The sequence below is a fragment of the Alcanivorax sp. genome, assembly GCF_019431375.1.
In the GTDB taxonomy this organism is placed as follows: Bacteria; Pseudomonadota; Gammaproteobacteria; order Pseudomonadales; family Alcanivoracaceae; genus Alcanivorax; species Alcanivorax jadensis_A.
The window spans coordinates 284,511-309,156 of the sequence record NZ_CP080267.1 but is presented as its reverse complement, the minus strand read 5'-3'; the positions used below and the strand labels follow the sequence as shown (position 1 = coordinate 309,156).

At 57.9% G+C, this 24,646-nt stretch carries 19 protein-coding genes and 1 pseudogene; 4 read left to right on the top strand and 16 right to left on the bottom strand.

Annotated features, from left to right (window positions below; translation table 11 throughout):
• Window positions 1-26: 26 nt before the first annotated feature.
• A complete protein-coding gene (locus KZ772_RS01345) occupies window positions 27-677 on the bottom strand; it encodes a cyclic nucleotide-binding domain-containing protein (RefSeq protein WP_290538102.1) in 651 nt (216 codons plus the stop codon).
• Between the two features lie 312 nt (window positions 678-989).
• Between KZ772_RS01345 and lexA the strand changes: the two genes are divergently transcribed.
• From lexA to KZ772_RS01330, 3 genes are read left to right on the top strand one after another with little or no spacing between them, the layout of a single operon-like run.
• Window positions 990-1,604: a transcriptional repressor LexA gene (gene lexA / locus KZ772_RS01340; protein ID WP_290538101.1), complete on the top strand. Its 615-nt coding sequence runs from the start codon at window positions 990-992 to the stop codon at window positions 1,602-1,604.
• Window positions 1,585-2,052, top strand: a complete 468-nt coding sequence (locus KZ772_RS01335; RefSeq protein ID WP_290538100.1) for a DUF1499 domain-containing protein — start codon at window positions 1,585-1,587, stop codon at window positions 2,050-2,052. Before lexA ends, KZ772_RS01335 begins: the two co-directional genes overlap by 20 nt.
• Window positions 2,000-2,821: a TatD family hydrolase gene (locus KZ772_RS01330; RefSeq protein ID WP_290538099.1), complete on the top strand. Its 822-nt coding sequence runs from the start codon at window positions 2,000-2,002 to the stop codon at window positions 2,819-2,821. The genes KZ772_RS01335 and KZ772_RS01330 overlap by 53 nt, the downstream gene beginning before the upstream one ends.
• 100 nt (window positions 2,822-2,921) lie before the next feature.
• Here KZ772_RS01330 and KZ772_RS01325 read toward each other — a convergent pair whose 3' ends face one another.
• The 3 genes from KZ772_RS01325 to rlmKL are packed head-to-tail and all read right to left on the bottom strand — an operon-like array spanning window position 2,922 to window position 6,186.
• On the bottom strand, window positions 2,922-3,227 hold the full coding sequence (locus KZ772_RS01325; RefSeq protein WP_290538098.1) for a DUF6482 family protein: 306 nt from the start codon (window positions 3,225-3,227) through the stop codon (window positions 2,922-2,924).
• A gap of 44 nt (window positions 3,228-3,271) precedes the next feature.
• Window positions 3,272-3,496, bottom strand: coding sequence for a glutaredoxin family protein (locus tag KZ772_RS01320; protein ID WP_290538097.1), 225 nt, complete (start codon window positions 3,494-3,496; stop codon window positions 3,272-3,274).
• The gene (gene rlmKL / locus KZ772_RS01315) at window positions 3,496-6,186 is read right to left on the bottom strand and encodes a bifunctional 23S rRNA (guanine(2069)-N(7))-methyltransferase RlmK/23S rRNA (guanine(2445)-N(2))-methyltransferase RlmL (RefSeq protein ID WP_290538096.1); all 2,691 of its coding nucleotides are present in this window, start codon (window positions 6,184-6,186) and stop codon (window positions 3,496-3,498) included. The genes KZ772_RS01320 and rlmKL overlap by 1 nt, the downstream gene beginning before the upstream one ends.
• 252 nt (window positions 6,187-6,438) lie before the next feature.
• Here rlmKL and rmf point away from each other — a divergent pair, with 252 nt between their 5' ends.
• Window positions 6,439-6,645, top strand: a complete 207-nt coding sequence (rmf, locus tag KZ772_RS01310) for a ribosome modulation factor (protein ID WP_062816500.1) — start codon at window positions 6,439-6,441, stop codon at window positions 6,643-6,645.
• A 428-nt stretch (window positions 6,646-7,073) separates the two neighbouring features.
• On the opposite strand, the gene KZ772_RS01305 is transcribed toward rmf, so the two are convergent.
• The 12 genes and pseudogenes from KZ772_RS01305 to KZ772_RS01250 all read right to left on the bottom strand — a co-directional run bounded on the left by KZ772_RS01305 (window position 7,074) and on the right by KZ772_RS01250 (window position 24,616).
• A complete protein-coding gene (locus KZ772_RS01305; protein ID WP_290538095.1) occupies window positions 7,074-8,084 on the bottom strand; it encodes a quinone-dependent dihydroorotate dehydrogenase in 1,011 nt (336 codons plus the stop codon).
• A gap of 255 nt (window positions 8,085-8,339) precedes the next feature.
• A pseudogene (locus tag KZ772_RS01300) lies at window positions 8,340-9,020 on the bottom strand (efflux RND transporter permease subunit); the annotation flags it as partial.
• A 230-nt stretch (window positions 9,021-9,250) separates the two neighbouring features.
• Window positions 9,251-11,626 carry an efflux RND transporter permease subunit gene (locus KZ772_RS01295; RefSeq protein WP_290538094.1) on the bottom strand — a complete coding sequence of 792 codons (2,376 nt, stop codon included), beginning with the start codon at window positions 11,624-11,626 and terminating at the stop codon, window positions 9,251-9,253.
• A gap of 10 nt (window positions 11,627-11,636) precedes the next feature.
• Window positions 11,637-12,728 carry a YCF48-related protein gene (locus tag KZ772_RS01290; protein WP_290538093.1) on the bottom strand — a complete coding sequence of 364 codons (1,092 nt, stop codon included), beginning with the start codon at window positions 12,726-12,728 and terminating at the stop codon, window positions 11,637-11,639.
• Window positions 12,729-12,844: 116 nt separating this feature from the next.
• Window positions 12,845-14,251 carry a DUF1329 domain-containing protein gene (locus KZ772_RS01285; RefSeq protein WP_290509574.1) on the bottom strand — a complete coding sequence of 469 codons (1,407 nt, stop codon included), beginning with the start codon at window positions 14,249-14,251 and terminating at the stop codon, window positions 12,845-12,847.
• A 45-nt stretch (window positions 14,252-14,296) separates the two neighbouring features.
• Window positions 14,297-16,123: a DUF1302 domain-containing protein gene (locus KZ772_RS01280; protein ID WP_290538092.1), complete on the bottom strand. Its 1,827-nt coding sequence runs from the start codon at window positions 16,121-16,123 to the stop codon at window positions 14,297-14,299.
• Entirely contained in the window at window positions 16,120-16,533 is a 414-nt protein-coding gene (locus tag KZ772_RS01275) for a DUF1302 family protein (protein WP_290538091.1), read from the bottom strand. The genes KZ772_RS01280 and KZ772_RS01275 overlap by 4 nt, the downstream gene beginning before the upstream one ends.
• 218 nt (window positions 16,534-16,751) lie before the next feature.
• Window positions 16,752-19,367: an aminopeptidase N gene (gene pepN / locus KZ772_RS01270; protein ID WP_290538090.1), complete on the bottom strand. Its 2,616-nt coding sequence runs from the start codon at window positions 19,365-19,367 to the stop codon at window positions 16,752-16,754.
• Window positions 19,368-19,476: 109 nt separating this feature from the next.
• The gene (locus KZ772_RS01265; protein WP_290538089.1) at window positions 19,477-21,915 is read right to left on the bottom strand and encodes a hypothetical protein; all 2,439 of its coding nucleotides are present in this window, start codon (window positions 21,913-21,915) and stop codon (window positions 19,477-19,479) included.
• 257 nt (window positions 21,916-22,172) lie between these two features.
• The gene (locus tag KZ772_RS01260; protein WP_290538088.1) at window positions 22,173-22,445 is read right to left on the bottom strand and encodes a DUF1315 family protein; all 273 of its coding nucleotides are present in this window, start codon (window positions 22,443-22,445) and stop codon (window positions 22,173-22,175) included.
• A 133-nt stretch (window positions 22,446-22,578) separates the two neighbouring features.
• On the bottom strand, window positions 22,579-23,508 hold the full coding sequence (locus KZ772_RS01255) for an NAD(+) kinase (RefSeq protein ID WP_290525531.1): 930 nt from the start codon (window positions 23,506-23,508) through the stop codon (window positions 22,579-22,581).
• A gap of 34 nt (window positions 23,509-23,542) precedes the next feature.
• Window positions 23,543-24,616: a cyclic nucleotide-binding domain-containing protein gene (locus tag KZ772_RS01250; RefSeq protein ID WP_290509569.1), complete on the bottom strand. Its 1,074-nt coding sequence runs from the start codon at window positions 24,614-24,616 to the stop codon at window positions 23,543-23,545.
• Between the last annotated feature and the right edge of the window lie 30 nt (window positions 24,617-24,646).

Sequence of the window (24,646 nt, the reverse complement as noted above, 5' to 3'; positions counted from 1 at the left end):
TGTTCACTGTTCACTATTAACTGCCTTCACGTTAGCTGCAACGCCCCCGTCCCTTCCGCTCCTTCTTCATTCCAGCGGCACAGCAGTTCCGCCAGACCCTGGGCCTGCACCTTGAGGGCGGCCAGTTCTTCACGGCTGCCTTTTTCCCCGTGAAAGACCGGTAGCTTGCGCATGGACTGGACCAGCTCGTGATCCGGGGATTGCATGCGTTTGACTTCCAGGGTCCAGCGAATGTGATGGACAATCATGTGGAAGAAAGCCAGCCGGGTGGTCAGTGAATAAGGACCCTCATCCTCATTGAACTCGTTGAAGTCCAGGCTTGCCAGCACGGCTTCACGGGCATTCTCGGATACCCTTATATTGGCGCTGCGCGGTGTCCCAAGCAGCATGGAAAGGGTACCGAAAACTTCACCCGGAGAAACATAATACAAGGGTGCTTCGTCAGCATGTTCCGAAAGTACTTCCAGTTGCCCCCGTAACAGGAAATACAGGGTGGAATCCACATCCCCGGCACGAATGACCGTGTCCCCCGAGCCGGCGACCCAAAGGCGGGTGTTGTGCTCAAGTTGAGAAAACTCATCTTGATCGTCGCGGGCAATTTCATTGAAAAACGGCACACCGGACAACAACTGCCGGATCCGTTGCTGGCCGAAGTCATTATTATTGGCCTGCTCCATCTACTATCCCCAGGTCTGATGGAATTGTTATCGGAAGATCTGGCGGCGAATCGACATAAAGACCCACAACCGTTATGACCTTCCTGCAATATGCTAGTGCGCGCGTCTTCACAGGGCAACGACATCCTCCCGAAACCGCCGAAAAACAGACAGGAACAACTGTTCAAATAGCACTGTTCATATTATCAGTACCTATGCTAGCATCGGTTTTGTAGCACTGTTTGTCAGCCAAGGCTGACAGCCTGGTTAGCCAGAAGCGTCGATGACGCCCGGGTATGGAACCGAAATCCTGCGGGAAACATGGAGAAGGTTATGAGCAGCAAACTCACCGATCGCCAGCAACAGGTGCTGGACTGTATCCGCGAATGCATCGCCGATACCGGTATGGCACCGACTCGCGCGGAAATTGCCGACATCATGGGCTTCCAGTCCAAGAATGCCGCCTCTGACCATCTGAGAGCGCTGGAGCGTAAAGGCTTCATAAAACTCCATAGTGACCGCTCCCGCGGCATCCAGTTACTCGACAATGCGTTCTGGTCGGAAGAAGAACTACCGGTAGTGGGCAAGGTAGCTGCCGGGGTCCCCATCGAGGCGATCGAAAATGTGGAGCGTACGGTTCCCGTGCCCCAGGGGCTGTTCAAGCAACGGCCTACCTACCTGCTGAAGGTACAGGGCGACAGCATGATCGAGGCGGGTATCTTCGACGGCGACCTGATTGCCGTGCGCAAATCCAACGTGGCTCGCTCCGGCGAGATCGTGGTTGCCCGCATTGACGAAGAAGTCACGGTGAAGACCCTAAAGTTGAACAAATCCAGCGCTACCCTGTTACCCGCCAATGAGGCGTACGAGCCCATTAAAGTGCCTGCCGATCAGCTGATCATCGAGGGTATTTTCGTGGGGCTGATCCGTGATCCGAATTCTTTCTAGTGCCATTCTGCTATTGATGAGTGCTGCCGCCATGTCCAATACGCATCTGCTCGCCCCCTGCCCGGATTCGCCCAACTGCGTGTCCAGTCTGGCTACGGATGAAGAGCGTCGGGTCGCGCCATTACAGGTAGCGGAAACCCGTAAGGCCAGCATGGCCCGTCTGCAGGCTCTGTTGCGCCAACTACCCCGTGTGGAGTTTGACGTGGTCGGCCAGTCCCGTATTCAGGCCCGTTTCTCCAGCCGGATACTGCGCTTCGTGGATGATGTGACCTTCTATGTCCGCGAAGACGGCGTGGTAGAAGTGCGCTCCGCCTCTCGAGTGGGCTACTGGGATTTAGGTGCCAACCGTCGTCGGGTAGAATCCCTGCGCGAACAACTGGCGGAGCAGGCTCCTGATGACAGCACCTCACAACACTTCTCCCGACAAGGCTCCCGTTCACTGGGCTGATATCGGCGTCAACCTGACCGACAAGCAATTCCGGGATGACCGGAATGAGGTGCTGGAACGAGCCCGCTCCGCCGGGGTGTCCTGGCAATTGCTCACCGGCACCAATGTAGACGAATCCCGTCAGGCCATGGCGCTGGCCAGTCAACACGACGATCTGTTCGCCACTGCAGGTTTACATCCCCACAGCGCCCGCTTCTACTCCCCGGCCCTGGAAAACGAACTGCGTGAACTGCTCAGCCAGCAGAACGTAAAGGCCGCCGGTGAGATGGGCCTGGATTTCAATCGCGACTTTTCCCCACGACCGGATCAGGAACGTGCCTTCGAGGCACAGCTGGCCCTGGCGGTGGAATACCGGCTACCAGTGTTCCTCCACGAACGTGATGCCCATGAGCGCTTCGCGCCCATCCTGAAAGCCTACCGGGACCATCTTGTTGGCGCAGTGGTTCACTGCTTTACCGGTTCCCGCCAGGCGCTTTTCGATTATCTCGATCTGGATTGCCACATCGGTATTACCGGCTGGGTCTGTGATGAGCGCCGGGGCAAGCCGCTGGCAGAGCTGGTGCACAATATTCCGGATAACCGGCTGTTGCTGGAAACCGATGCCCCCTATCTGCTGCCGCGGGATCTGCCAGAACCGCCCCCGAAGAAGCGACGCAATGAACCTTCATTGCTGCCCTGGGTCGGTAAACGGGTGGCGAGTTTGCGGGGGCAGGGTGTGGCCCAGGTGGCGGGCATGACGAGTGAAAACGCGCGATCGCTGTTCAGATAAGCGAAACCAGAACCCGTTGGAACTTTGCTCGCAAAGCGAAGTTTCCAGAGAGAGAGAGAACTCCACCAAGCCTTCGCCTTGCGAGCAAGGTGCCAACTGGTCAGGCCTGGCTTCGCCAGTGAAAGCGCACCCGTAGAGGCGGGATCACCTCTCCTTCCGGCTGGCCAACCATTTCCGCATGGGCGGAATGATGCAGCAGATGGGCCGTGCCAGTGGACAGGGTCTGGAGCTGGTTATTGGCGTGTTCGGGACCGTTGAAACGCATGATCTTACCGCTGTCGTCGGCCACCCAGTACCAGGTATCACCTAAGCGGACCTTGAGGGTGCACACGGACAGGCAGGCCGAGAAGATTTCGACTTCATCGGCCTGGCGCTTGTGGAGTTTCTTTGGGCTGATGGTCTTCATAGCAGCAATCATGAGCCTGCCGCTGTGAAGCCCGCATCAATCACTCAACCAGCCAGAAATTGCTGCACATCCAGCAGACTGAATGGCCAGCCAAGTTCCCGGCCCTCTTTCATCAGCACGGGAATGCGCTCGCCATAACGGGCCAGCAATTCATCGTCTTCCGCCACATCAACCAGTGTCAGGGTGAGATCCGGTGCCACAGTAGACACCAGCTCACGGGCCTGCTCACAGAGATGGCAGCCCACCGTGGTATAAAGCACTACGCTCATCAGTCCTCCACATGCCGAATGGCATAGCAGACATGAATCCTGTCATTCCGGCGGAAATCCTCCGGGATGCTCCAGCGGGAAATATCGTCTACCTGATACCACTTGCTGATACTCGGGTCGAGTTCGAAACGGCGGTAGTTGCAGGAAAAATACAGCACCCCGCCCGGCTCCAGCCGGCGCATGATCTTGCGGATCAGCTCGCCATGGTGCTCTTCCACCACGAAGTCACTGCGCGACTTGTTGTTGGAAAAGGTGGGCGGATCACAGAACACCAGATCAAACTGCTCCTGGCATTCGTCCAGCCAGCGCATGGTATCGGCGCGTACCAGCTCGTGTTGGTCGGTGGAGAACCCATTGGCGGCCAGATTGGAGGCCGCCCATTCCAGGTAGCGCTTGGAGGCATCCACGGTGACCGTGCGTTTCGCGCCCCCCACAGCGGCATGCACGGTGGCCGAGCCGGTGTAGGCAAACAGGTTGAGGAAGCGCTTGCCGCTGGCTTCCTCGGCAATCTTCAGCCGGGTGGGCCGGTGATCGAGGAACAGGCCGGTGTCCAGATAGTCCTGCAGGTTGATGAGCAGATGCGCCTGCCCTTCCCGCACCAGCCGATAACGTCCCTGGCCATCCAGCTTCTGATACTGTTGGTTGCCTTTCTGGCGCTCCCGGGTACGCAGATGCACCTGCTCCCGATGCACGCCCAGGGCGGCCCGCACGGCGGTTACCGCCAGATCCCGGCGCTGTTTGGCCTTCTCCGGGTCCACGGTTTTCGGCGCCTTGAATTCCTGCACTAGCACCTGATCGCCATAGATATCCACCGCCACATTGAACTCGGGCAAATCCCGGTCGTAGAGGCGATAGCACTGGATATCTTCGCGTTCCAGCCAGCGACGCAGGTGTTTGCCATTCTTGCGCAGGCGGTTGACCAGCGGCTGCGCCCCTTCCGGCACCTCAAAGGCAGATGACTCGGCGATGGTCACCACCTCCACCGGGGCCGGCTGGCGAGAGTGATACAGGCGAATGAAGTTGTTAAACGGCCCGTTCTTTAGTCGCCACTGGCTCTGCAGATCCATACCCGAGCGATCCATGACTTCCGCATCGGCTCCCAGCAACACCGCCTGCCAGTTCGGCGCCAGCCTGGCCAGCAAACGACCCAGGGCAAAATGCAGCCAGCCGGCCTGTTGCTGTTCATCCAGACGCTCGCCCCAGGGCGGATTGGCCACCAGCAGGCCCTGATCGGCAAAATCCCGGGGACGCAGGGCACCCAGTTCACGGCGTTCGAAGTGAATGGCCTGGCGAACCCCCGCCCGCTCCGCATTCTGCTGAGCCAGTTGGATAGCCCGGCCGTCCACATCGAACCCCTTCATGGACATCTCCGGGAGCGGTTGGCGGGCACTTTCAGCGGCCTCGTCCATGGCGTCCTGCCAGAGCTGGCGGCGACAGCCCCGCCATTGCTGGAAGCCGTAATGCTTGCGCTGGGCACCGGCCGCCCAGCCAGCGGCAATCTGCGCCGCTTCGATCAACAGGGTGCCGGAACCACAGAACGGGTCCATCAGCGCAGTGGGATGATTGCCCTGGCGCCAACCGGCGGCCCACAGCATGGCTGCGGCCAGGGTTTCACGCAGGGGCGCCCGCCCCCCGGCCAACCGGTAACCGCGCCGGTGCAGCGGATCACCGGCCAGATCCAGCCACAGGTGCGCTTCGTTGGGGTCCAGCCGGGCGCGGATGCAGCAACTGCCACGGGCATCCCGGGATACCGTGAACTGCGGCGGCAACGCCTGAATAAACCGCTTGGTGCTGATGCGGTTATCGCCACGAACGCCCACCCCGTGCTCCAGATGGATATGCAAGGGGGCATCGTTGCCCACCAGGGCCAGCCAGTCCTGGCTGGCGGCCAGCTTTTCCGGGGCGATATCCGGTGTCACCCCCAACGTCGCCAGGGACAGCAGCACCCGCTCGGCCAGCCGTGACCACAGACAGACCCGCAGGGCATCCGCGCTACCGCCACTAAACGCCACATGGGCACGACCGGTTTCTGTTACCGATATGCCCAGTGACGACAGTTCATCGGCCCCAGCGGCAATCTGCGCCGCTTCGATCAACAGGGTGCCGGAACCACAGAACGGGTCCATCAGCGCAGTGGGATGATTGCCCTGGCGCCAACCGGCGGCCCACAGCATGGCTGCGGCCAGGGTTTCACGCAGGGGCGCCCGCCCCCCGGCCAACCGGTAACCGCGCCGGTGCAGCGGATCACCGGCCAGATCCAGCCACAGGTGCGCTTCGTTGGGGTCCAGCCGGGCGCGGATGCAGCAACTGCCACGGGCATCCCGGGATACCGTGAACTGCGGCGGCAACGCCTGAATAAACCGCTTGGTGCTGATGCGGTTATCGCCACGAACGCCCACCCCGTGCTCCAGATGGATATGCAAGGGGGCATCGTTGCCCACCAGGGCCAGCCAGTCCTGGCTGGCGGCCAGCTTTTCCGGGGCGATATCCGGTGTCACCCCCAACGTCGCCAGGGACAGCAGCACCCGCTCGGCCAGCCGTGACCACAGACAGACCCGCAGGGCATCCGCGCTACCGCCACTAAACGCCACATGGGCACGACCGGTTTCTGTTACCGATATGCCCAGTGACGACAGTTCATCGGCCAGCAACTCGGCAATACCGGGCATGCTGGTGGCCACAAATTCCATTACTGATACCTCGTAAGTGACTGTTTTATGCGCAACGGAAAAATTAACTTTTTAACTTTCAATGCGTTACACAAACTGTCATCAAGCTGCCCTTTATACGTCATATGCTTAACAAGCACGAACCATATTGCTACATGATATTCGACACTACCCCAGCGCTTTCCCATACTGAAATGGTCGACCCTGATAACTGGCCTTGTTCTCTGCCAGGGGTCATTTTCAATACCGCTATCTGTGAAAGGGAAAGCGTCTATGAAGCGACAAAAAAGAAACAAAGACGACCGCGCCTACAGCCGGGGATACAACGCCGGCCTCGATGGAAAATCCCGTGAAGAATGCCCGTTTGGCACCCTCAGTGCTCGTACCAACTGGATGGGCGGTTGGCGCGAAGGTCGCACCGATTTCGCACAAGGAATGCTGGGGGTCTCCAGTATTCAGAACCTGAAAAATATCGGCTAACACCTTAACCAGTTCAACACCGCGCCGGCGCGTCAAGCGCCGACCCACAGGGCCCCTCCCGGGCCCTTTTTAATTTCTAGCTTCTAGCTTCTAGCTTCTAGCTTCTAGCTTCTAGCTTCTAGCTTCTAGCTTCTAGCTTTGATCGTCCTGCGGACGATGCCGTGCTTCGCACGGTTCGCGGCTCAAGCGCCGCTCCTACAGCGGCTTCGTAAGAAATGACGAGGCCCTGGGAACTTTCCAGACCTTCCCTATCCAATCGAGCGTAGCTCGTAGCTCGTAGCTCGTAGCTCGTAGCTCGTAGCTCGTAGCTCGTAGCTCGTAGCTCGTAGCTCGTAGCTCGTAGCTCGTAGCTCGTAGCTCGTAGCTCGTAGCTCGTAGCTCGTAGCTCGTAGCTCGTAGCTCGTAGCTCGTAGCTCGTAGCTCGTAGCTTAGATAGCTTTCGGCCAGGCCCGGGCGATATCACCGATCAGCCCGGGTCCCTGGTAAATCAGGCCGCTGTAGATCTGTACCAGATCGGCGCCCAGGCGCTGCTTCTCCAGCGCATCTTCGGCGCTGTTGATACCGCCTACACCAATAATCGGGATCCGTCCTTTCAGGGTCTCACTCATAGTAGCCAGAGCCTGATTGGCGATGGGTCTCAAGGGGGCACCGCTGAGGCCGCCCTGTTCATCGCCCCTGGGCAGACCCTGCACCCCTTCCCGGGACAGGGTGGTGTTGCCCACGCAAACACCATCGATGCCGTGCTGGACAAAGGCTTCGCCCATGGCGCGCAGCTCTTCTTCGCTGTTGTCCGGGGCAATCTTGATCACCAGCGGTACGCGGCGGCGATGCTGCTGGTCCAGCCGGGTCTGGGCTTCGCGCAAGGTGCCCAGCAATTCATTCAGCGCATCACCATGCTGCAAGCTACGCAGGCCCGGGGTATTCGGCGAAGAGACGTTCACCACCAGATAGGAGGCATAGGCGTGGACCTTCTGCTGGCAGCTCAGGTAATCCTGTACCGCATCTTCCACCGGGGTGTCCTTGTTCTTGCCAATATTGATGCCCAGCACACCTTTGTAGCGGCTCTGTTTGACCGCACCGACCAGATAATCCACCCCGAGATTATTGAAGCCCATGCGGTTGATCAGCGCCTCGGCCCTGGGTAGGCGAAACAGCCGCGGCTGGGGGTTACCCGGTTGCGGGCGTGGCGTGACCGTACCCACCTCGATAAAGCCAAAGCCAAGATCTGCCAGGCCGTCAATGCAATCACCATTCTTGTCCAGGCCCGCTGCCAGGCCCACCGGATTGGGGAACTCGATACCCATCACCTCCCGTGGCGAAGCCGGTACGTTTCCCGGCCACAACTTGCCGGCCCGCTTACGCAGCATGGCCAGAGTCAGTTCATGGGCATGTTCTTCAGACAGGGAAAACAACAGGGGGCGAGCAAGGGAGTACAGCATGGGACAACCCGGATTGTGATAATGGCCGGCATTATAGCCAAGCTACCCGGTCACTTCGATGCTTTGTGTCGGATAGCTCCGGGGATACAGGTTCGCAGTGCCGCTATGCAGACGCCGGTTTGGCGGCAAGCTTCGCTTTGCGAGCAACGCTCCAACCCAGTCGGCTGGCTTACCGCCTGGTTCGCCCTCCGATAAAAAAAGCCCGGCGGAGCCGGGCTTAAAAATAACCAACAGAAACCAGCGCGTCAGTTAGCTCTACTGACGACCATGACCAGCCTCTGGCTTGAGCAGGAAAGCACCCAGCGCAGGCAGCAGCCACAGGGCGCCGATCATGTTCCAGAGGAACATGAAGGTGAGCAGGATACCCATATCCGCCTGGAATTTGATGGAGCTGAACGCCCAGAAGATCACGCCCACCGCCAGGGTGATACCTGTAAAGGCCACCGCCTTGCCGGTAGTCTTGAGGGTTTCCCGGTAGGCAGACTCCAGGTCCATCCCCTGTTTCAGGTAGTGGGCCAGCTTGCTGTAGATATAAATACCGTAATCCACACCAATACCCACACCCAATGCAATCACTGGCAGGGTGGCCACTTTCACACCGATACCCAGATGCGCCATCAGCGCCTGGCAAAGGATGGATGTCAGTCCCAGAGGCACGATGATACAGATCACCGCACGAATGGAGCGGAAGGCAATCAACACCAGAATGGATACCACCGCGTACACCAGCGCCAGCATGGGATACTGGTTGGCCTCGATGGTCTGGTTGGTAGCGGCTTCCACACCGGCATTACCTGACGCCAGCTTGAACTCGATGACCTCTTCGTTATTACGTTTTTCGGCAAAATCCGCCACCGCGGCGGTAACGCGATCCAGGGTTTCTGCCTTGTGGTCATCCAGGAACACGTATACCGGCGCCAGGGAACAGTCCAGATTTTGGCATTATAGCCAAGCTACCCGGTCACTTCGATGCTTTGTGTCGGATAGCTCCGGGGATACAGGTTCGCAGTGCCGCTATGCAGACGCCGGTTTGGCGGCAAGCTTCGCTTTGCGAGCAACGCTCCAACCCAGTCGGCTGGCTTACCGCCTGGTTCGCCCTCCGATAAAAAAAGCCCGGCGGAGCCGGGCTTAAAAATAACCAACAGAAACCAGCGCGTCAGTTAGCTCTACTGACGACCATGACCAGCCTCTGGCTTGAGCAGGAAAGCACCCAGCGCAGGCAGCAGCCACAGGGCGCCGATCATGTTCCAGAGGAACATGAAGGTGAGCAGGATACCCATATCCGCCTGGAATTTGATGGAGCTGAACGCCCAGAAGATCACGCCCACCGCCAGGGTGATACCTGTAAAGGCCACCGCCTTGCCGGTAGTCTTGAGGGTTTCCCGGTAGGCAGACTCCAGGTCCATCCCCTGTTTCAGGTAGTGGGCCAGCTTGCTGTAGATATAAATACCGTAATCCACACCAATACCCACACCCAATGCAATCACTGGCAGGGTGGCCACTTTCACACCGATACCCAGATGCGCCATCAGCGCCTGGCAAAGGATGGATGTCAGTCCCAGAGGCACGATGATACAGATCACCGCACGAATGGAGCGGAAGGCAATCAACACCAGAATGGATACCACCGCGTACACCAGCGCCAGCATGGGATACTGGTTGGCCTCGATGGTCTGGTTGGTAGCGGCTTCCACACCGGCATTACCTGACGCCAGCTTGAACTCGATGACCTCTTCGTTATTACGTTTTTCGGCAAAATCCGCCACCGCGGCGGTAACGCGATCCAGGGTTTCTGCCTTGTGGTCATCCAGGAACACGTATACCGGCGCCAGGGAACAGTCCAGATTGTAGAGGCTGTCAGGCATGAAGCTCATGACGTTGTTGAGCGCATACTGATCCCGTGAAATGGTGGCCCACTTAAGGGAGCCCTCATTCATGTTGGTAGCGATCAGCTTGGTGGCAGAGGCGATACTGACCACATCCTGCACGCCTTCCACACTGCGCAGGGTCCAGGACAAATCGTCCACGGTCTCCATGGCCGGGTAGGTATTACAAGACTCCACCGGCGTTTTCCCCATCACCACCAGCACATCCGCGCTGACGGAATAATTGGACACCAGGAAGTTCACGTCATGGTTATAGCGATAGCGGGGCTTGGGCTCATAACCGCGCGGGCAATCCATCTCTTCACACGGGTCCGGCCACAGTTCCGGCGCGCCCTTGTCCAGGTCACCGATTTTGAGATCCTGACTCATGTAGATGCCTACCCCGTAACCGGCTACGGCTATCACAATGGAAATGGCCGCCAGGGGTTTACGGGTAAAGCGGGCAAACAGCCCCGCCAGTGGGTGCTCTTTCTTGTCACCAGCCTGGATCTTGCGCACGGCAGCACCGCTCACACCCAGATAGGACAGCACCGTCGGCACCACAAGCAGGTTGGTGATAATGATCACGGCAACCCCGATACTGGCAGCCATGGCCAGTTCGCGGATCACACCCACATCAATGATATAGAGCGTCAGGAAGCCGATGGCATCGGAAACCAGAGCTACCATGCCGGGCACATACAAGGACTGGAAGGTATTGCGTGCCGCATCCAGCGGGGTCTGCCCTTCCGCAGCATAGTTGGCCAGGGTATTGACGATTTGCACGCCGTGGGAGACTGCAATGGCAAACACCAGAAACGGCACCAGCATGGAGTATGGGTCAATGGTGAACCCCAGGGTGCTGACAATACCGAGCTGCCAGATTACCGCCACGAAGGAGCACACTGTCACCGTCATGGCACTGCGCAAACAGCGGGTATCGATGAGCAACAGTACCGCGATCAGGGCCAGGGTGAAGAAGAAGAACATGGCTACTTCTTCTGCCGCAGCCATCACATCGCCGGCTTTTTTGGCCAGACCGACGATATGGATACGGATGTTGGGGTACTTGTCCTGGTAGGTCTGACGAATCTCTTCCAGCCGGGCGGACAAGGCAGGAATATCCACACCGTTATCACCCAGAGCATCCAGCAAGTGCGCATGCACCACACTGGACTGGAAGTTATCCGCCACCAGGCGGCCTACCTGGCCCGAACGCAGAACATTGGTGCGCAGATCTTCCAGGCTGGCCTCGCTGCCATCGTAACCAGCGGGAATCACCTCACCGCCCTGGAAGCCCTGTTCGGTTACCTCGTTCCAGCGCACATTACTGGTCCAGAGCGAACTGATCTTGCTCGGGTCCACGCCATCAAGGGCAAACACCTCATCGGTGATTTCCTTGAGTGCAGTCATATACTGCGCATTGAAGATATCGTCGCTTTGCGTTTCGGCAACGATGACACGCACATCGTTGCCCAGACTCATATCATCCTTGTGCTCAAGGAAGTTCTGGATATAGGGATGGCCCAACGGGACCATTTTCCGAATATCCGTGTTGAGCTGAATCTTGCTGGCCTGCAAGCCCAGAAAGACGGTTGCTGCCACGAACAGCAGCAGCACGATCGGGCGAATGGAGAACAGCCCGTCGGCAATGGTTTTTGAAATACGACCTGACATGCTGTGCCCCTTATTTCACGTCTTCAATCACACGCACACCACCCTGGCCGGCGATCAGGATACCGCCCTTTTTCCTGGGCAAGACTGCGGAGATGGATTCACGGTCCGGAAGGAACCGCAGGGAGAAGGTTTGACCACCATCATGGCTGGTGAGAATGCCGCCGGCATTGGTGACCAGCACCACCGTGCCGTCCTCCAGCACCGTGCCATCATTCACACCACGGGTCAGCTTGCTGGGCACCTTGACCCAGCTGCTGCCACGATTGGCGGTTAACCACACATTGCCTTGCAGGCCGTAAACCAGCACCTGATAGTCGGAAATCGGGGTTGCCCCGAACAGGGTTCCGTCATAGGGACTGCTCAACGCTTCCCAATTCTCGCCTTTGTCCGCGGAACGAAAGATGACGCCTTTTTCGCCAACCAGATAATGGTCGCTGCTCGCCGGCGCTGCCGCGTAACCGTAAAGGTGCCAGCCATCATTGTTGCTCAGCGCATTGCTGCGCTTGTTCCAGGTATCCCCTCCATTTGAGGTCTCCAGGTAATACCCATAACCACCGACCGCCACAGCCCTGTCCCGGCTTTCGCAGTGGACATCCAGCAGCGGCGCACCGGAAGTATCAACCGGAGCCGCTGCGGTCTCCTCGTAGGGATCGTCACTGTAGAGGTCGTCGCCGTAGGCGTCGTCTTCGTAGGGGTCACCATAGATATCGTCCATGGACAGATCGTCCAGCTCTTCATCCACGGTGTCACTGTCATCACTGCCGCCCAGCGGATCGCTATATTGCAGTGTCCAGCTTTCCCCGCCATCGCGGGTGCCGAGCACCACGGCATCGTGGCCGACAGCCCAGCCGTTGCGGGCGTCAGCGAAACAGACCGCTGTCAGGAGGACTTCTTCAGGCGTCTTGGCCGCCTGCCAGTGCTCTCCCTGATCATCTGAGTAAAGAATTTTGCCACGGTCACCCACCGCAACAATCCGGCCACCGGCATCAGCCAGGTCCAGATAGTTGTTGGCAGTCACCAGCGGCGACTTGTTATCGATAAACTGTGCCTGCAAAGGGGCAGACAGCATGGCTGCAGTAGCCAGCAGAAGTGTTTTTCTCATTGTCCCATCTCTTCCCGAAGGCTCGTATGCCGAGCCGAGTGCAAAACGACCGGGGGCCATGGGCGTCCCGGTCGCGTTGCCAGAGCTGCCGTTAAACGGTCAGCCTTTTCTTGTCATTACCGTCCACGGCGGCGCAGGGCGGCCGGATGGAAATAACGATCATCCGGTACCGGCTGGCTGTAATCCAGAATGGACGGCTCTTCGTTATCCAGGAACTGTACGTGGTACCGCTGGGCCCGCAGATCGTGGAAGGTATCCAAAGCGGTCCACTGGGTCGGTACTTCGTAGTAGTTCTTGATATAGGCCAGGCTCACACGCCACAGCTCATCACGACGGTCGTACTGGTCGATGGCTGCAATCTGCCAGGAATCCGCATCAATGTAGAAACGACGCTTCTCGTAGATATGGCGCTCGCCTTCCTTCAGGTTGGCTTCCACGACCCATACGCGGTGTAGTTCCCAACGCTGGTAGTCCGGGTTTACGTGGCCCTGTTGCAGCAGGGTTTCGTATTTCACATCCGGGCTGTCCATCTTGTAGTTGTTGTAGGGAATAAACATTTCCACCGGCTTTTCATGGACCAGCTTCCAGTTGTACTTGTCCGGGGCACCGTTATACATATCGGTGTCATCGGCGGTACGCAGGCCGTCGGCTGCAGCGATCGGGGTGTCGTAGGCCAGGTTGGGAGCACGACGAACACGACGCTGGCCGGCGTTGTAACCCCAGGCCTGACGCGGCATTTTCTTCTGGTCGAGCATTTCATGAACCAGCACCGCCCCACCGGCCAGACGTGCCGGCGCCTTGGTGAAGGACAGGTAGTAGAAAATGATGTTGTCCAGGCTGTCGAAGTTGTACTTGGGATCGTAGTAACGGAAGTACACTTCCTGCTGAGAGGTGATCAGGGAGTAGGCACCGTTACGCTGCACCGCCACTTCCGAAGCACGACGTACCACGTACAGACCTCGCCAACGCAGGATATGGTTCCAGATCGCCTGCAGGGCCTTGTCTTCGTTGCTGCCACTCAGAATCGGGAAAGGAATCCCGCCGAAGGCATTGTTAACGCCAGTTTCTGCCAATGAAGCCTTGGTAGCATTGCTCTTGGTATTGTCGTAAACCCATTGCGGTGCGGAGGTAGAGCGACGGCTCGGGTAGACATTGAGTTTGAAAGTATCCGGGTAGGTTTTCAGCATACCCTGCACACCCTCAGGCACCTTGTCCGCATACTTGGACAGGTTCTGGGCGGTGATGGTGAACACTACCTTGTCATTTTTGAAAGGGTCCGGGTGGTGCTGGCCGGGGCGGGTATATTCCTTGGGGATATCCTTCTTCTGGATACCACCGGTCCAGTCCGGAATGCCAAGGCCAGTGGAAACGGCTTTCCCGTTACCTTTGACGTCAGCCCCGAACGGAGTCAGGGATTTACCCAACTTTGCCGCTTCTTGCGCGGACACGGCAGCCTGCACATTGGCCGCTACGCTCAGTGACAGCGCAAGCGCGCTGCCCATGGCGGTCAATTTCTTCAACATGATTGCTCTCCGAATAAACGGGCCGGAAACCCGGCCCGGAAAAAATTAAAAAGAGTACTTAACAGAAACCGAAGCGTTGTTCCGGTCCGCCAGCTTGTTGGAATATTTGGCGCCCCAGAAGCTGGTGGCAGACATGCCCACTTCCAGGTTGTTCAGGTACACAAAATCCAGCCCCAGTGTGGCGGCCTTGCGGTCTTCCATGAAGTTACCACCGATCGGGGAATTGCCGTTCACATCGTGGGCAATCCGCACGCTCGGGCTCATGGAAATACCGGCGAAAATATTGTTGTAATCCGCCTTCAGGACCGCACGATAACCCCAGGATGTGTCATCCAGATTATATTTATTGGGATCATCCGGGCTCAGGATCTGGGCCTCGGAACCAAGAATGGCGGCAGTGGAGTTATATTCCAGTTCCGGGTTTTCCAGGCCTTCGATGTGCTCAACGCCAAGTTCAAGCAGCGCGATCAAACCATCGGTTCCCCAGGTCGGTCCGAAGTTGAAAATGCTGACCAGGGAGCCGTTATAGCTTTCCACTTCGTCGTAGAAGTAATAGAGCTGACCTTCCTGCACCGCCGTGTTGGAACTCAGGCAGCTACCACCAAGCTCTGCCCGCACACAGTGCGGAGTCAGATCACCCAGGGTTGGGGCCGGATTTGCTGCTGCACCTGCCAGAGACTGGATCAGGTTGTCGCCGATTTCATTGATAATGGCACGCTCGGGCCGGTAAGCCAGTTCGCCCGCCAGAGACATGGTGCCGACGACAGTGTTGAAGCTGGCACCGAACATGTCCTGGTCTTCCACATAGGCCATCTGGTATTCAGTGGTGTCGATGGTTTCCGGAACACCCGCCAGCCCTGAGGTGTTGATCTTGTTGATGCGCGAACCCACCACAGGGGTACGTGCATGAGTGCGGGTATAGTAAAGCGCGAATTCCGTACCATTCAGGGCTTCGGCAAAATAACGATAGGCCAAACCAAACTGGCCATTATCCTTCGCGTCTTCATCACGAATCCGATCAACCGTTACCTGAGTGGAGAAGTAGGTCCCCGCCGGCGCATCTTCCGAGTTTTCCCACTCGAACTGGTAGAAACCTTCCAGTGTGGCGTTAAAGGTCAACCCGTAGGAAAAGTACAAGCTGTCCAGCGGTAGCAGGGCTTCCTTGATTTCGGAGCCAGGCAAACGCAGCGCATTGAGGTCGAAGTAGTTGGCAGTATTCACCCCACCTTGCATGAACAGGGCTTCGCCCCAGTTGATCACCTGCTGCCCCAGACGTACGTTCAGGGGTTTCTCGAACAGATCGAAACTCCCCCAGACATAGGCATCCAGCATACGGGCACGCTGGCCAGCATAACGCTCTGCATCACTGTTGAAATCGTCACCGATACCATTGTTGGCATAATCGGAATATGTGGCATAACGGGTAAACCCGTTACCCGGCACGAAGGGGCCCGATTTCATGAGGGCACCACCATCATGATCACCGCCCATGATCTGCTGATCATGGAACGCTGTGGCACGAACAAACATGCCGTAACGCCCCTGCCAGTTCAGTTCCATCTCCGGGGTGATCTTGTAGACCAGAGACGCCAGACCAGTGTCAAAGTTGTTGTTGGCATCGTTCTTGTTGACCTGGGCTCCATAACCTTTGAGGGTCATGTCAACCACATCTTCGTTGGCCGCCAACATGCGGTCCTGCCCTTCTGTGCGGAACAGCGCCCCCACAGAGAGAGCGGTATCCAGTCGACCGGTCCAGTCTGGATTATCGAATTGAAGCTGAATCGCAGAGGCAGGAATTGACAAGCTGGTAAGGGCTGCAGCACCAGCAACAGCCATCGCTAACCTGGTTTTGCGCAGGGGATTATTATTCATGTAGCTCTCCCATCATGATCACCGCCCATGATCTGCTGATCATGGAACGCTGTGGCGCGAACAAACATGCCATAACGCCCCTGCCAGTTCAGCTCCATCTCCGGGGTAATCTTGTAGACCAGAGACGCCAGCCCCGTGTCAAAGTTGTTGTTGGCGTCGTTCTTGTTGACCTGGGAACCATAACCTTTGAGGGTCATGTCAACCACATCTTCGTTGGCCGCCAACATCCGGTCCTGCCCTTCTGTGCGGAACAACGCACCCACAGACAGAGCGGTATCCAGTCGACCGGACCAGTCAGGATTATCGAATTGAAGCTGAACCGCAGAGGCAGGAATTGACAAGCTGGTAAGGGCTGCAGCACCAGCAACAGCCATCGCTAACCTGGTTTTGCGCAGGGGATTATTATTCATGTAGCTCTCCGAATTGCCATGCATGGCTTTATTGTTCTTGCCTGGGTCACGGCTTCTCCCATTGCGACATCGGTCCCATCATTCTCTCCGATGCACACCGCCACCCAGACTAAGTCTTAATTCTTACATATCGGGACCAAAAAGAAATCCCCCCTCAGTGTACATTTAACGACCAGCCAGTCATCACTATTTTGTGCATCCCAGGGGTGGCCCGACAATCAGCCCCCCAGTATGCGCCCTAGAACCTCGCCCAGATTGTCCGAGGCCTGCTTTTTGGCACCCTGCAAGGCATTTTGCAGCTGCCCACGGCGACCAGGCTCCAGCTTCGCCATGCGCGCGGCTGCGTTGGCCAGTCGGGCAGCAATCTGAGGGTTAATCCTGTCGAGTCGGGTCAGTGCCGCAGCAAACAGACGATACCCTTCCCCGTCGGGGGAATGGAAAGCCGACGGATTGCCATTGGCCAGAGTGCCCACCAGGGCCCGCACCCGATTCGGAACGGTCCAGTCAAAAGCAGAATGCGCCATCAATTCCTCTATTCTGGGCAGGCTCGCCGGCCCGGGAACGGCAGCCTGAACGGCAAACCACTGATCCATAACCAGAGCTTCATCAGACCAGCGTTCAGCAAACTGGGCCAGCGCCTGATTGGCACCTGCCAGGTTGTAATGCACCAGAATCCGCAGTGCGGCCAGCTCTTCGGTCATGCAAAGTGGCAATTCGAACAGCTCGACAGCCAGGCGCTGCGCCTCCGGATGACCGGACGCCGCCAGGTAATCCAGCGCCAGATTGCGCAACTGGCGACGCCCCATGGCACGGCCATCCATTTCCAGCTCGGTGGCAATCAGATTCTCCGCCAGGGATAGCCAGTGGGTCTGCAGCGCCTTGCCCAGGGCCTGCTTCATGGCTTGGTGGGCCACATGCACGCTGCCCGGATCCAGGGGGGAATGTCTGTCCCCCAGAGCCACCTCTCCAGGCAATGACAGCAGCAGAGCGGCCTGGGCAGGATCTTCATCGGCCCGGCCGATCACTTGCTCCAGCACTGGCAGCAGCGTTTGCGCCTCGGCCGCTGCGCTACCCTCCCCCTTCACCAGACGATCCAGTGCAGAGAAATAAAGCCGCTGGGCGGCGCTCCAGCGACAGTAACCATCACTATCGAGGGCCAACAGGCGACACAGCTGATCGTGATCGTAGGCGTAATCCAGCACTACCGGGGCAGAAAAACCGCGCAGCAAGGAAGGCGTAACCGGGCCTGGAGCATCAAAACTGAGGGTCTGTGCTTCCCTGTCGAGAATAATGACTTTCTCCCTGTTTCCCTCAGCATCGAGCGGTAACGGCTCACCGGCCTCATCCAGCAGAGCCAGACGTACCGGGATCATCAGCGGTTGCTTCTCCGCCTGTCCCGGGGTCGGCGGGGTGTGTTGACGGAAAGAGATCTGGTACTCGCCCTCTTTCCAGCCATCGGTCACCGTCAGCACCGGCGTACCTGCCTGGCTGTACCAGCGCTTGAACTGGGTCAGATCCCGGCCAGAGATCTCCTCCATACAGGCGACAAAGTCATCACAGGTGACGGCCTGACCATCAAACCGCTCGAAGTACAGGTCCGTGGCGCGACGAAAATCCTCACTCCCCAACAGGTGATACTGCATGCGGACAATTTCAGCGCCCTTTTCGTAGATCGTCAGGGTGTAGAAATTATCGATTTTCTGGTATTCCGCCGGCCGCACCGGGTGAGCCATGGGCCCCTGATCCTCCGGGAACTGGTGGTTGACCAGAAAGTCCACATTCTCCACCCGCTGGACCGCAGCGGAGTTCATGTCAGCAGAAAACTGCTGGTCGCGAAATACGGTGAAGCCTTCCTTGAGGCTGAGCTGAAACCAGTCCCGACAGGTGACCCGGTTACCCGACCAGTTATGGAAGTATTCATGGGCAACCACGGATTCCACCCGCTGAAAACCGGCATCCGTGGTGGTCGACGGATGGGCCAGCACACAGGCGGTATTGAAGATATTGAGACCCTTGTTTTCCATGGCCCCCATATTGAAGTGGCTTACCGCCACGATCATGTAGATATCCAGGTCGTACTCACGCCCATACGTCTCTTCATCCCAGCGCATGGCATTCTTCAGGGACAGCATGGCGTGATCCAGCTTGTCCAGATCACGGTGCTCGGCGTAAAGCCGCAGCGACACCTGACGACCGGAACTGGTGGTATAGCTGTCTTCCAGGCAGGCCAGATCGCCGGCCACCAACGCAAACAAATAGCAGGGTTTCGGGAATGGATCTTCCCAGGTGACCCAGTGGCGATCGCCCTCCTCGCCTTGATTGACCGGGTTTCCATTGGATAGTAGCAGCGGGTAGCGCTTCTTGTCCGCTCGCACCGTGGTGGTAAACCGGGCCAGTACATCGGGACGGTCCGGAAAGAAGGTAATACGGCGAAAGCCTTCCGCCTCGCACTGGGTGCAGTACATACCATTGGAGCGATACAGTCCCTCCAGTGCGGTATTCTTTTCCGGTTCGATCAACACGACGGACGTCAGCGAGAAGGCCTGTGGAACGCTCTCGATGGTCAGCTGATCCTTCTCATAACGATATCTGTCTGCCGCAACGGGTTCGCCATCAATTGCCAGCGATTCCAGGGTCAGACACTCGCCATCCAGAACCAGATCACTGGCAATTTGCTGCGAATTATCCGGATTGCGTCGAAGCTGCAGGGTACTGGTTACCCAGGTCTGGCCATCACGCAGATCTACGTCCAACTCCACATGATCGACAAGAAAAGCGGGCGGGGTGTAGTCAGCCAGGCGGGTGGTTTTTACATCAGCTTGCGGGCTATCCATGGGGGTACTCCAGAACAAAAGACGCAGACAAAAACGACAACACCCCGCTAAGCGGGGTGTTGTGACTATGCCATTTCACGGGCTGGCGGTCAGCCCGTTAATACAGCCATTATGGGGCTTCGATAAAGGGCGCTGCCGTATTGGAGCCATTCGGCGCGGACCCTACAGCGGTTTGAGAGGGTGACAATACAAAACTGGCAACCTGGGTCTGCAATTCTGCGGTCGCCACGTTCTCACCATTGGTAGCCGGCTGACCACTTGCCTCGTTGGGGCGCAGCAGTGAAGCGTGATGCCCGATGGTCAGATTTACCAGAGTGTTGGCCGCGGACACATCCACAAGCCCCGGTCCAGCCTGACCGGCACCCAACAGGGCCGCCAGCGGAGTGGTGCCTGCCAGCGGCGCACCAGCAGCACTATTTGGTACAACCTTGTCGGCAGTATAGACCTTGGCATCACCCAGGCCAGACGCGTCACCGCCCCCGACAATCTGCTGCACCAGCACCGGTACGCCAAGCGATCCCAGGGTTTCAGCGAAGTTTACCGGGTCACCGGAATCCACCGCACTCTGTGCCACATACAGGAAGCGTTCAAAGTTGGTGGTACCTTTCTGGACGCCTGCAGCTGCCAGACCTGCCTCTATCACCGGACCAAAGGTCTGGGAGTTGTTCAGGATCTGTGTCAGCTGGCTACCGCCAGCGGAAACCACCAGTCCACCCAAAGGCTTGAGATTGCTGGAAAAACCAACGCTGCCTTCAGCACCAATCGCCATCTGGTTAACGGTGGAGTAAACCGTGCCTACGATACCACCCAGGGAAGCACCAACAGCCTTTACGTTGCTGGTATCCAGGGTACCCAGACCCGCATTACCCAATGTGGTACTGATGCTGTCGAGACTGGCATTCAGGTTGAGCAGATCCATGACTGACTGGCGCATGTTATCGCGGGTGTTGTTCAGCACCGCCAGATTGATGAACTGCGCCCCAGAACCGCCCGGATCATTGAAATGCCGCTCGGCGGGCGCATCTGCTCCGTAGAGGGCTCCGAAGGGAATTAACGGAGAGCTCTCTACATTAAGCGCCGCGAACTGGCTGCCCGAAGTAACACCATGCAAGGGCAAGTCAACAGCAACGGTGGCCACACACACAGAGGCAAGACTGTGGGCAAGAGCAACCACGGAGGCCCTGTCACTGGTAATGCCGTGGATATAGATAACCACCGGGTAACCAGAGGGGCGAGCCGTCTGGCAATCCAGGCCACCGAAAGCCGGGTTGGAGGGAACATGATCCGGCTCTGGCAAGGTCACCTGCAAAGGCACGGACTCAACGCTCTTCTGCGCCGCAAACGGATAACGGTAGGTCACGTTATAGGTCATGTCGTCCGCGTCTACCGGCGGCAATGAGGGAGCGCCCTCAGGCAGTTTTGACGTCAGCACACCACCCAGGGTCTGATCAGCCACCCAGCTATCCTGGGTGTAACTCATCTTCATGGTGGTATCGGGCGTAGTCAGGTAGTACGGCAACTTGATAAAGCCGGTATACAAAGAGCCGACGCCAGCAGGCAACGCACCGCCAGTCAGAACGTTGAGGTCAATGGCGGTTGCTGCGGACATGCCATTATCGCGAGCCTTTGGAGTACTCAACAGGCCAGCGCCTTCCAGTTCCGCCGAATTGGCAACGGCACTGCCGGCATCAATGCCCAGGCCAACCTGAGCCTGAACCAGGGCTGCACGGGGTGCCGCCATGGCAAGCAAAGGCGCCTGGGGATCCGTGGTCGTAAAGGTGTAGGAAATGGCGATGCTATCCTTTGCCTGCTCGGCACTGAGAGCGCCACCGGAAAGCGTTTGCAGAACACCAGAAGCGATGGTTTCCCAGCCGGCAATGGCATTACGCACCGGCTGCAGAGCAGGGGTTACGGCTGGTGTCGTTTCCCCAAGCGTGTCGTAGCTGCTGGACGGGGTGATAGGATCACCGGCACTGTCCAGCACGCCATTGGTGACAAATACCAGATACTTGGTCTTGGCCTGCAGGGGTTCCTGAGGAATCACGCGCAACACATTGTTGGTGCCGCCATCCAGGGACACCACCTCAGCACTGGCAGCAGGCCAGTTAGCGGGGGCCTGAACACCGACGATATTGGCGGGATCCAGCGCATCATTGCCGCCAGTATCCAGCGGGATCAGAAACACATTCGGCGAAGCACATTGCGCCATTGCCTGAGCAAGAGTCGTGCAAATGCTGGCCGGATCAATGCTGCCACCGGCAAAGCCGATGTCAAAATAAGCGTTGGTAGAAAAGCCGTCCAGGCTATTAATTGCCGCCTCTACCGGATTGGTAGGAGCGCCCACGTCAGCCGTACCGTCGCTACTGGCCGCTGCAGCAAAGAGGATATCCGTATTCAACGGCAGATCGGAGGTCAAAGGATCGAAACGGGGGTATGTTCCGATTTGAAGTGCGCCCTCACTCTGATCGGGAACGGTATCACTGCCGCCACCACAGGCCGCCAGTGCCAGGGCCACTGCCGCAGGCAGTACTTTCTTGTAGATATGCATGGGTTCTCCCAAACCATTTGTTATCTTTTTTATTTCTGACTGTGCCGCAATCTCCCATAACCCAGCCAGAAAGACATCGTCCGCGTGCACCGAGTCTGCGTCGGCTAAGCTACACAACGGAGTTGTCACCTAGGAAGAATACAGTATGTTACGAAGAGCACCAACGGTCTTTGGCGGGAAAAGATGAGCGTTAGTCCGACAGGCGGTATCCGGGCGACGACCAGCCAGTCACCACCCGTGAGGAAGGGACAGCAGGGCTATTGCAGCCGATCAGGGGCTCGCAAGGTCACCGGCTGCTCTTCCGCTGCCTCATCCCCGCTCTTGCACTGCTGCTCCATGTAGCCTGTGCGCTCCTCCTCCGGCAGGTTGCGGGCCTCCCAGGCGATAACCGCCTGCAGACAGGTTTCGCGCTGCTCACGGGTCAACGGCCGACCATCCGCCCATTTGCCGGTTTCAATAGCGCGCCGCATATTGTCGCAGACCTCCGGGGTCATGGCGGCGATCAGGTCGTCAAAGCTCTGGTAGGTCATATCGGTAACTCATTTTAAAACGGCAGCATGCCAAACGTCTGGCGCACATCCTGGGTGGTCGTCGCGGCTGTAGGAGCTTGCTCGCAGGCGAAAACGGTTCGGCTGCAAGCAGCAGCCTCCTACAGACACACCATCAACTGCTGTCACCGGGGCGAGTACTCCAACCCAGCTTGGAACGACAGGCCTGGTAGAAATCATGACCAGGCGGATGGATCAGGTGCAACCGGTGAGGTTTCTTGCGAATGGCGATTACATCATCCACCTGCAGGCGAATCCCGGCGGTGCCATCGCAGCTGACCAGCGGGCGGACCTTTTCGGTAGTGATATGAATCTTGATCTCGCTGTCACCGGCCACCACCAGCGGACGGCTGGTAAGGGTATGGGGATTGAGCGGCACCATTACCATGGCATCCAGTTTCGGGTGCATGATGGGGCCGCCACCTGACAGCGCATAGGCGGTGGAGCCGGTGGGGGTAGAGATGATCAGGCCGTCAGACCGCTGGCCATAGACGAAGTGGCCATCAATCATCAGCTCAAAATCGATCATATGTACGCTGTCACCGGACAGCAGCACCACGTCATTCAGGGCACATCCCTCACCTACCACGGTCTTGCCGCGACGAACTTCCAGATCTAGGAGGAAGCGCTTTTCGGTGGTGTACTCCCCGTCCAACACCTGCCCTACCCGGCTTTCGATTTCTGACGGCAGGATGTCAGTGAGAAAGCCCAGATGACCACGGTTGACGCCCAGCACCGGCACATCAAAACGGGACAAGGTACGGGCTGCGCCCAGCAGGCTGCCATCACCACCGACTACAATGACCAGGTCGCAGGCTTCGCCCATCTGCGCAGCAGAGGCTGCCTGTAAGCCCATTTCCGGGAGGCTGCCGGAAATGTTCTTGTCGAGAATAACGGTACAGTCCCGCCCGTTGAGAAAGTGGATCAACTGGCGCAGGGAATACAACGCCTGCTCACTTTCAGAGCGGGCGATCAGGCCAATATTGCGGAATTTGTTGCTAAAGCTCTCTTGCGCCACACTAATCCTGGGCAGCCGCAGCTGCATCCGGTGGAGGGCTTGCCCGCCATCCGGTGAGCAATTACCCCTGTGTCAGGTACTCGCTCAGGTTAGCAGCATTGGCATTCAGGCCGCCATCCAGAACGATTACGTCCAAGCCGGCGTTTTTTAACAGAAAAGCCGCCGTGGCGCTACGTCGACCTGTATCACAATAGGCAATGTAGGTCTTGCTCGGGTCCAGCAGGCGGGATTTCAGACGCAACACGTTCAGCGGCATATTGGTAGCACCCACCAGGTGCTCCTGGTCGAATTCATCGCTGGTGCGCACATCCAGCCACCAGGCGCCCTTTTCTGCCGCGTCCAGTACATCCTCAGCGGGCATGGTGTTGATGATCGGCTCGCGCAGCAGGGCATCAAAGTCCTGGCGCTCCAGCTTCATCAACACCCCATCGGTAGCCATGGACACAGTGGCATTACGGGGCTTGCCGGAAAGCAGCGCCTCTTCGCCGAACCACTGCCCTTCTTCCAGCATGGCGACGGGGGTCGGTGCACTATCCCCCATGCTGATGGCCACCTCACAGACACCCTCTTTGAGGATATAACAGCAATCTGCTGCCTCCCCCTGACGAATGATCACTTCCCCCTGCTTGTGACGATGGGCTTTCAGGCGACGGAAGATTTCCAGAATATTGGTGGGCGGGACCCGGTGAAACAACTTGGATTTGAGCAACCGAATCATCCACTCACGATCATTCTGGTAAGCGGAATTGGCGTTGATGTCGAGGATCACGTAACCCGCTGACTGATCCCAGGAAAGAATGGTATCCAGCCGAAAACTGTCAAACCGGACCACACTGACCTCGGTCAGCGCCCTCGCCGTACTCCGGCGCGGCTGGGCATGCTCCAGCGGATGCCAGGATGCGGTATCTCCGGCACTGACAGTACGGGTTTTGCCAGCTTCATCGGTAAGCTCTACCTTACCGCTGAGCAGATAGATGGTGGTGTTGTCCTTGTCACCAAGCGAAAAAAGGGCATCTCCTGACGAATAACGGCACACCTCCTGCTGATCCAGGAGCCAGTCCAGCTGGTCTCCAGACAGCGCATTCACTGGCACAAAGGTCTGCAAAAGGCTTTTATCAATGGATTCCTGTGCCATAACTGCCGCTCCCGGTGTTCTTATTGTGAC

Bases quoted from the DNA above. Each gene is read 5' to 3' on its own strand.
- KZ772_RS01345 (WP_290538102.1), bottom strand. From the start codon at position 677: ATGGAGCAGGCCAATAATAATGACTTCGGCCAGCAACGGATCCGGCAG.
- lexA (WP_290538101.1), top strand. From the start codon at position 990: ATGAGCAGCAAACTCACCGATCGCCAGCAACAGGTGCTGGACTGTATC.
- KZ772_RS01330 (WP_290538099.1), top strand. From the start codon at position 2,000: ATGACAGCACCTCACAACACTTCTCCCGACAAGGCTCCCGTTCACTGG.
- KZ772_RS01325 (WP_290538098.1), bottom strand. From the start codon at position 3,227: ATGAAGACCATCAGCCCAAAGAAACTCCACAAGCGCCAGGCCGATGAA.
- KZ772_RS01320 (WP_290538097.1), bottom strand. From the start codon at position 3,496: ATGAGCGTAGTGCTTTATACCACGGTGGGCTGCCATCTCTGTGAGCAG.
- rlmKL (WP_290538096.1), bottom strand. From the start codon at position 6,186: ATGGAATTTGTGGCCACCAGCATGCCCGGTATTGCCGAGTTGCTGGCC.
- rmf (WP_062816500.1), top strand. From the start codon at position 6,439: ATGAAGCGACAAAAAAGAAACAAAGACGACCGCGCCTACAGCCGGGGA.
- KZ772_RS01305 (WP_290538095.1), bottom strand. From the start codon at position 8,084: ATGCTGTACTCCCTTGCTCGCCCCCTGTTGTTTTCCCTGTCTGAAGAA.
- KZ772_RS01295 (WP_290538094.1), bottom strand. From the start codon at position 11,626: ATGTCAGGTCGTATTTCAAAAACCATTGCCGACGGGCTGTTCTCCATT.
- KZ772_RS01290 (WP_290538093.1), bottom strand. From the start codon at position 12,728: ATGAGAAAAACACTTCTGCTGGCTACTGCAGCCATGCTGTCTGCCCCT.
- KZ772_RS01285 (WP_290509574.1), bottom strand. From the start codon at position 14,251: ATGTTGAAGAAATTGACCGCCATGGGCAGCGCGCTTGCGCTGTCACTG.
- KZ772_RS01280 (WP_290538092.1), bottom strand. From the start codon at position 16,123: ATGAATAATAATCCCCTGCGCAAAACCAGGTTAGCGATGGCTGTTGCT.
- KZ772_RS01275 (WP_290538091.1), bottom strand. From the start codon at position 16,533: ATGAATAATAATCCCCTGCGCAAAACCAGGTTAGCGATGGCTGTTGCT.
- pepN (WP_290538090.1), bottom strand. From the start codon at position 19,367: ATGGATAGCCCGCAAGCTGATGTAAAAACCACCCGCCTGGCTGACTAC.
- KZ772_RS01265 (WP_290538089.1), bottom strand. From the start codon at position 21,915: ATGCATATCTACAAGAAAGTACTGCCTGCGGCAGTGGCCCTGGCACTG.
- KZ772_RS01260 (WP_290538088.1), bottom strand. From the start codon at position 22,445: ATGACCTACCAGAGCTTTGACGACCTGATCGCCGCCATGACCCCGGAG.
- KZ772_RS01255 (WP_290525531.1), bottom strand. From the start codon at position 23,508: ATGCAGCTGCGGCTGCCCAGGATTAGTGTGGCGCAAGAGAGCTTTAGC.
- KZ772_RS01250 (WP_290509569.1), bottom strand. From the start codon at position 24,616: ATGGCACAGGAATCCATTGATAAAAGCCTTTTGCAGACCTTTGTGCCA.